Annotated in this window: 1 pseudogene; it reads right to left on the reverse strand. The window is 58.2% G+C overall.

What is annotated here, in order from left to right:
- Window positions 1–912: pseudogene (locus tag JN414_RS16380) on the reverse strand (hypothetical protein); the annotation flags it as partial.
- Window positions 913–1,121 lie beyond the last annotated feature (209 nt).

The following is a 1,121-nucleotide window of genomic DNA, read 5'->3' on the forward strand; positions in this document are numbered from 1 at the left end:
GCCGAAGCCAGTGCCAAGCGGAATGGGCTGGACGGTGATGGATGTGCCGATGTCCTGTTCCGTCAAATAGGACTGCACGTCCGCAGCCGTGGCCTTGCTGATGACAAAAATGACATCGGCCAGGGGCAGGATGTTTTCATGCCATTCCGTATAGGCAAGGATCATGTCCCGATTACACCATTCGGGGCAACGGACTGGCACGAGGTCATACATCAGGAGGCCATAAGACATGCGCAGGTCATCGCGCAGCCAGCGGACGAGCCTGTCGTAGTCCCTCCGGTGCCATGGCGCGCCAAGGGTCAGGAATATATCTCCGGGTTGTGCAACGTCTTCAAACCTCCGACCAGTCGGGAGAATAACCGTGGGCATAACCGGGTCGGACTGGTTCAGATGCCGCCACCGACTTGCCCATGCGGCCCGTTTCCTCTGCCAGGAATCCTGCTGCTGGTGGATATGACGTTCGGTAGCGCGTGCACTGATACGCAGGACCGAAGCCGGTAGCCGCAGTACTTGGCCGAGGATGGTTTTTTGAAGCCGGAGAGCCTGTTGCAGCCCCGCAGCCTCGGGAATGTCGTCAATGGCTGCGAAGGACAAGGGTGGTGGTGCGGGGCGGGCATTCAGCTTCGTCGAAGTTCGGCGTGAGGGTCTGTCCTGTCCCGTATTCTTTTGCGCTGTTTGTGAGGGGCGCGGTTGGGCCTGGGTGGTGATATTCCGGAACAGGTTCTGAATGAAAGACCATTCAATGATTTGCAGATCACGGTCGTTTTCCCCCCTGCGAACAAACTGGATTCCATCGCCGCCCAGTTCATCGAGCGCGTTCGAAAGTTCATAAACGACGCGCTGGATACCGCTGGGCCGGTTATGGTGGGTCAGGTAGGTGAGCAGATCGTCGATATCGAGCCAGATCGTCATGGGTCTTTACTGTTGTCGCACATCGAGAAAGGGAAGCCGCGCGGCTACCGGCACGCACGGAAGGGTGGGAAAAGGCCTTGGGTTAGGTCATGTCGAATGCTGCCAGAATAGCTCTGGCGCTGTCTGTCCAGGGAACGGGTGTGAAGTGGGAGCGGACCTGTTCGGTCCATTCGCCGAGGGCGGTCTGGTTTGTGATGGTGTCATAGATG

The organism is Gluconobacter sp. Gdi, from assembly GCF_014132155.1.
Taxonomy (GTDB): Bacteria; Pseudomonadota; Alphaproteobacteria; order Acetobacterales; family Acetobacteraceae; genus Gluconobacter.